The 5,287-nt window shown below is 66.7% G+C and carries 5 protein-coding genes and 2 pseudogenes; 6 read left to right on the top strand and 1 reads right to left on the bottom strand.

What is annotated here, in order from left to right; all coding sequences use genetic code 11:
- The 5 genes and pseudogenes from ACFE77_RS16005 to ACFE77_RS15985 form a co-directional block, all read left to right on the top strand.
- A pseudogene (locus ACFE77_RS16005) lies at positions 1–443 on the top strand (dihydrolipoyl dehydrogenase); the annotation flags it as partial.
- A gap of 288 nt (positions 444–731) precedes the next feature.
- The gene (locus ACFE77_RS16000) at positions 732–1,055 is read left to right on the top strand and encodes a GCN5-related N-acetyltransferase (protein WP_375422641.1); all 324 of its coding nucleotides are present in this window, start codon (positions 732–734) and stop codon (positions 1,053–1,055) included.
- A gap of 236 nt (positions 1,056–1,291) precedes the next feature.
- A complete protein-coding gene (locus tag ACFE77_RS15995) occupies positions 1,292–2,005 on the top strand; it encodes a hypothetical protein (RefSeq protein ID WP_375422640.1) in 714 nt (237 codons plus the stop codon).
- Positions 2,006–2,012: 7 nt separating this feature from the next.
- Positions 2,013–2,627 (top strand): DUF488 family protein, encoded by a 615-nt coding sequence (locus ACFE77_RS15990; protein WP_375422639.1) that lies wholly within the window; start codon positions 2,013–2,015, stop codon positions 2,625–2,627.
- A complete protein-coding gene (locus ACFE77_RS15985) occupies positions 2,624–3,058 on the top strand; it encodes a DUF488 family protein (RefSeq protein WP_375422638.1) in 435 nt (144 codons plus the stop codon). The genes ACFE77_RS15990 and ACFE77_RS15985 overlap by 4 nt, the downstream gene beginning before the upstream one ends.
- 101 nt (positions 3,059–3,159) lie before the next feature.
- Here ACFE77_RS15985 and ACFE77_RS15980 read toward each other — a convergent pair whose 3' ends face one another.
- Positions 3,160–3,510: a hypothetical protein gene (locus ACFE77_RS15980; RefSeq protein WP_375422637.1), complete on the bottom strand. Its 351-nt coding sequence runs from the start codon at positions 3,508–3,510 to the stop codon at positions 3,160–3,162.
- A 137-nt stretch (positions 3,511–3,647) separates the two neighbouring features.
- Here ACFE77_RS15980 and ACFE77_RS15975 point away from each other — a divergent pair.
- A pseudogene (locus ACFE77_RS15975) lies at positions 3,648–5,287 on the top strand (excinuclease ABC subunit A); the annotation flags it as partial.

The raw sequence follows: 5,287 nt of genomic DNA, 5'->3' as shown, positions 1-5,287 counted from the left end.
TGCTCGCGCACAAGGCGGAGGACGAGGGCGTCGCGGTCGCCGAAAACATCGCCGGCCACACCGGCATCGTCAACCACGACGTCATTCCCAGTGTGGTCTACACCATGCCCGAGATCGCCGGCGTCGGCCTGACCGAGGAAGCGGCGGCCGCAAAGGCCGAGATCAAGGTCGGCAAGTTCCCGATGATGGCCAACAGCCGCGCCAAGACCAACCGCGACACCGACGGCTTCGTGAAGGTCATCGCCGACGCCAAGACCGACCGCGTCCTCGGCGTCTGGATCGTTGCGAGCCTCGCCGGCACGATGATCGCCGAAGCCGGCATCGCTATGGAATTCGGCGCCACCAGCGAAGACATCGCCTATACCTGCCATGCGCATCCAACCCACGCCGAGGCGCTGAAGGAAGCTGCGATGGCCGTGCAGGGGAAGCCGATCCACATGTGAGGATGGGGGGAGTCGACGCCACTCCATCTGCCACCGCGGGCAACCCGGGCACCCCCAGATTGTGCGCCCGCGAAGGCGGGAGCCCAGCACTGGGTCCCCGCCTTCGCGGGGACACAAACGGAGAGTCCGGAACACTGCTCCAACCTCAGCCACCCCGGCGAAGGCAGGGCCCAGTCGCACAGGCCGAGGTAACGAAGCGCAACACACGCCAACGCTGGTCTACCACCGAGCCCCGGCCTCCGCCGGGGTGGATCGGATGACAGCCACGCCATAGATGCGCGAAGCACCATGCCCGAACTAGTTCGCCCCCAACTCGAAAGCGAATGGCTCGCCCTGACCCGCGAGACCCTCCCCGCGCTCGCCCAGGCCCGCGGCTGGCCGGTCAGCGCGGACCATTGTTTCCAGCGCATCCTCCTCGACAACGCGGTCGGCGGCCGGTGGTACGACGCCGTCACCGCACGCCCGGCCTACCGCCACATCGCGCTCGACGCGCTCGCCCGCGCCGTAGCGCTAGGCCATGCCGCGATCGCCGGAGAGGCCGACCTCTTCGATCTCAAAGGCCGCTCGCTAGCCTGGCGCCGCGCCGCTAGCGCAAACATCGGCGACGAATAACCCCCGAGCACCACCCCGGCGAAGGCCGGGGCCCAGGTGGGAAGGTCCAAGTAGCGAAGCACATCCCTCACCAACTTCTGGTCCGCAACTGGACCCCGGCCGTCGCCGGGGTGGCGTTACATGCCAAGCCCACCATCCGCATACATCCGAAACGGACCAGCTCCCGACTGCTCCCACCCCGCATCGGCTCCTAGGAAGCTCCCCCGCGCGCTCCCGCAGCGGACATGGAGACGTCGATGCTGTCCGATCTGCTCGTTGGCACCGTCAAAGCCGGAGACCGCCAGGTCCTGATCACCGAAGTCACGCGGATGACCGGCGGCATCGTCTGCGTCGCCGGCCTGGACGTCGCGACCGGCAAGATGGTCAGGCCGCTTCAGGTAGATGGCTCCAATTGGGAGGAAGCGAGTTGGGTCGAAGCCGACTTCTTCCGCGTCGGCAACATCGTCGGGCTCACGCCAGCGAACTCGCCGGCTTCACCCCAATTCCCGCATGCGACGGAGGATTTCCGCTGCGCGATGGTGACCAAGCTCGGAGTCGCTACGCCTACACAGCTATACAAGGCGTGCGTCGAGACTGCGGACCGTAACGTCGACACCTTGTTCGCCAATCAACTGGTCACCGGCAAATACGTCCTCGATGGCACCAATTGCCGGTCGCTCGGCTGTGTGCTTGTGGATGCCGGGGCGATCAGCCTCCAAGTGCCGTACGACAAGGTACAGGTATCTTGGCAGGATCCCCCACATGTCTGGCACAACTTGTCGGTAACCGAAGTCGCGATCCGTACTCCCGAGGCCGATGTCGGGCTGCGCCTGCTGCGCGCGCGATTGCTCCACGTGACCGGCGACATCGTGCTCCGCCTCGGCTTGGCACGGGGCTGGGAGGGTGCTGATGGCAGCTTCGATCCCAAACGCTGCTACCTGCAGTTGAACGGATTGATCGTGCCTGCTTAACCACGACATGGGCGCGCTCTTCACCATCGGCTATTCTGGCCTCGACATGCCCGGCTTCGTCGCGCTGCTGCGCGCGAACGCGGTCGACGTGGTGTGCGACGTCCGTTCGACGCCCTATTCGACCTACAAGCCCGATTTCACCCGCGGACCGTTCCGCGGCCACCTCAACGCCGCCGACATCAAATACGTCTTCCTCGGCGATCGGCTCGGCGCCCGACCGAAGGATCGATCCTGCTATGTCGCAGGGCAGGCGACCTACGACCGGATCGCTGCCACCGCCGATTTCCGCGCCGGTCTCGACCGGGTCCGCGAGGGCACCCGCAAGCTCAATCTCGCGCTGGTCTGTTCGGAACGCGATCCGCTGGAGTGTCACCGCGCGGTGCTGGTCTGCCATCGCCTCGACGAACTCCGCGGCGATATCGTGCACATTCACACCGACGGCAGCACCGAGGATCAGGCGGCGTTCGACGCCCGGCTGGTCGCGCATCACGGCCTTACCCCGCCGCCGCTCCTCGCCAAGCCAGGCGACTGGGAGGCCGCGGTCGCCGCCGCCTATGATCGTCAGGCCGCCGCGATTGCCTATCGCGAGTCCGTCCCCGCCACCGCGGCCACGCCCGCATGAAGCTGTTCACGATCGGCTTCACCAAGAGCAAGGCCGCCGACTTCTTCGGGCGGCTCGAACGTGCCGGCGTCCGCCACGTCCACGACACCCGGCTCAACCGCGTCTCGCAGCTCGCGGGCTTCGCCAAGCAGGACGACCTGCGCTTCTTCCTCGGCCGGATCGGCGGCATCGGCTATTCGGTGGAGGCGCTGCTGGCGCCCACCGTCGACATCCTCGACGCTTATCGCAAGAAGGAACTCGGCTGGGACGAATACGCCCGCCGCTATCTCGCACTGCTCGACGCCCGCAAGGTCGAACACCGCATCGCGCTCGACGATCTCGCCGATGGCTGCCTGCTATGCAGCGAAGCTACGCCCGACCACTGCCACCGCCGCCTCGCCGCGGATTACCTCGCGCTGTCGACGACCGGGGTTGAGATCGTCCACCTCTAGCGCGCCCGTGCTCCTGCGAACGCAGGAGCCCAGGGTAACGATCGACACCGTCTGCGACCCTAGGCTCCTGCCTCCCGCAGGAGCACGGCGCGCCAGGCAATCTACCCCGCCTTCGGCCCCATGAACCGCTTCATCAACGCGTCCGCCGCCTGGTTCAGCGCATCCGCCAGCACCGGCGGCTCCTTCGCCGCCCCGTTCGCCGCCCCATTCGCCTCCGCAGCCTCGGGCGCAGACGCCGCGCGTTTGGTCAGCGCCGCGCTCGCCGCCGCCGCCGCCATCGTCAACCCCGCGGCGATCATCTCGCGCCCCGCCGGCGTGTTCGCCTTCTCCAGCAGCGCCGCGCCCTGCTTCATCAGCTCGTCGGGGATCGCGAAGCCCGCGGGCTTGCTCGTCGCGCCCGAAGCTGCCCCCGCCGCGGCTTTAGCCGCCTTCTTGTTCTTCTTCTTGCCCATCCGCTCGTCCTCCGTCCGTGTATCGCAGACTTAAGACACTCACCGCACTTTTCAACGTCACTAGGTAGCGACCGCAGCCGCATCACCCTATGTCCCCGGACTAGCACTCGCGTAAGAACAGAAGTAGAACCGTCACCATGTTGACCAAAATAAGCGTCCGCGGCGCGCGCGAGCACAATCTGAAGGATGTCGACATCGACATCCCCCGCGACACGCTCACCGTGATCACCGGCCTGTCCGGCTCGGGCAAGTCGAGCCTCGCGTTCGACACCATCTATGCCGAGGGCCAGCGCCGCTACGTCGAATCGCTGTCGGCCTATGCGCGTCAGTTCCTCGAACTGATGCAGAAGCCCGACGTCGACCATATCGAGGGGCTCAGCCCCGCGATCTCGATCGAGCAGAAGACCACCAGCCGCAATCCGCGCTCGACGGTCGCGACCGTGACCGAGATCTACGACTACATGCGCCTCCTTTGGGCGCGCGTCGGCACCCCGTACAGCCCCGCCACCGGTGAGCCGATCGCCGCGCAGACCGTCAGCCAGATGGTCGATCGCGTCATGGCGCTGCCCGAGGGCACCCGGCTATACCTGCTCGCGCCCGTCGTCCGTGGCCGCAAGGGCGAGTATCGCAAGGAAATGCTCGAATGGCAGAAGGCGGGCTTCACCCGCGTCCGCATCGACGGCACCATCCACGAGATCGATGAAGCGCCCGCGCTCGACAAGAAGTACAAGCACGACATCGAGGTCGTCGTCGACCGCCTCGTCACCGGCGGAGAGATCGGCACGCGTCTCGCCGAGAGCTTCGAGACCGCGCTGAAACTGGCGGAGGGCCTCGCCTATGTCGACCCCGCCGATCCCGTCGAGCCGCACACCCCCAGCTCGGTCGTGCTCGGCGACAACGCGCCCCCCGGCCGCATCGTGTTCAGCGAGAAGTTCGCCTGCCCGGTCAGCGGCTTCACGATCAGCGAGATCGAACCCCGCCTGTTCAGCTTCAATGCTCCCCAGGGTGCATGCCCCGCCTGCGACGGCCTCGGCGAGAAGCAGTTGTTCGACGAGGACCTCGTCGTCCCCAACCACGCGCTCAGCATCAAGAAGGGCGCGGTCGTGCCCTGGGCCAAGTCCAACCCGCCATCGCCCTATTACATGCAGGTCCTCGGCAGCCTCGCGCGCGAATACGACTTCGCGATCGACACGCCCTGGGGCGAGCTGCCCGAGGAGGTCCGCGACGTCGTCCTCCACGGCAGCCGCGGCAAGCCCGTCACCCTGACCTTCGTCGACGGCAAGAAGAAGTACGACGTCAAGAAGCCGTTCGAGGGCGTGATCGGCAACCTCAACCGCCGCCTGCTCCAGACAGAGAGCGCGTGGATGCGCGAGGAGCTGTCCAAATACCAGTCCGCGGCCCCGTGCGAGACCTGCCACGGCGCCCGCCTCAAGCCCGAGGCGCTCGCGGTCAAGATCGCCATGAAGGACATCAGCTACGCCACCCATCTGTCGGTGGTCGACGCGCTCGCCTTCTTCACCGATCTCCCGACGCATCTCGGCGATCAGCAGCGCGCGATCGCCGAGCGCATCCTGAAGGAGATCGTCGAGCGGCTCGGCTTCCTCAACAATGTCGGACTCGACTATCTCAATCTCGACCGCACCAGCGGCACGCTGTCGGGCGGCGAGAGCCAGCGCATCCGCCTCGCGTCGCAGATCGGCAGCGGCCTCTCGGGCGTGCTCTACGTCCTCGACGAACCCTCGATCGGGCTCCACCAGCGCGACAACGACATGCTGCT

The organism is uncultured Sphingomonas sp., assembly GCF_964243315.1.
Classification (GTDB): Bacteria; Pseudomonadota; Alphaproteobacteria; order Sphingomonadales; family Sphingomonadaceae; genus Sphingomonas.
This window is presented reverse-complemented; position numbering and strand designations above follow the sequence as displayed.